General features: G+C 74.0%; 1 protein-coding gene. It reads left to right on the top strand.

Annotation, left to right across the window (positions count from 1 at the left end; all coding sequences use genetic code 11):
• Positions 1-254: flavin reductase (locus tag KZZ04_RS19255; protein ID WP_219423875.1), on the top strand; the 254-nt coding region annotated here is incomplete at its 5' end.
• Positions 255-273: the final 19 nt, after the last annotated feature.

The following is a 273-nucleotide window of genomic DNA, read 5'->3' as shown; positions in this document are numbered from 1 at the left end:
GCCTGCGCTTTACGCGCGGCGGGGCGGGGTTCGAGGGGCTGGGGCTGGACCGTTCTGACCTGGGGACCCCGGTGATCCCGGGGGTGGCGGCGCGGTTCGACTGCGTGGCCCACGCGGCCCACGAGGCGGGGGACCACAGCGTCCTGATCGGGCGGGTGGCGCAGGTGACGGTCGGGGGGCCGGACGATCACCCGCTGGTCTTTGCCGCGGGCCGGTTCGGGGCGTTCAGCCCCGGAAAGCTTTCGGCAGTCTAGCTGGCCGGCTCGAAGCTGA

The sequence above is a fragment of the Pseudoalteromonas sp. CR1 genome, from assembly GCF_019392235.1.
Classification (GTDB): domain Bacteria; phylum Pseudomonadota; class Gammaproteobacteria; order Enterobacterales; family Alteromonadaceae; genus Pseudoalteromonas.
This window is presented reverse-complemented; position numbering and strand designations above follow the sequence as displayed.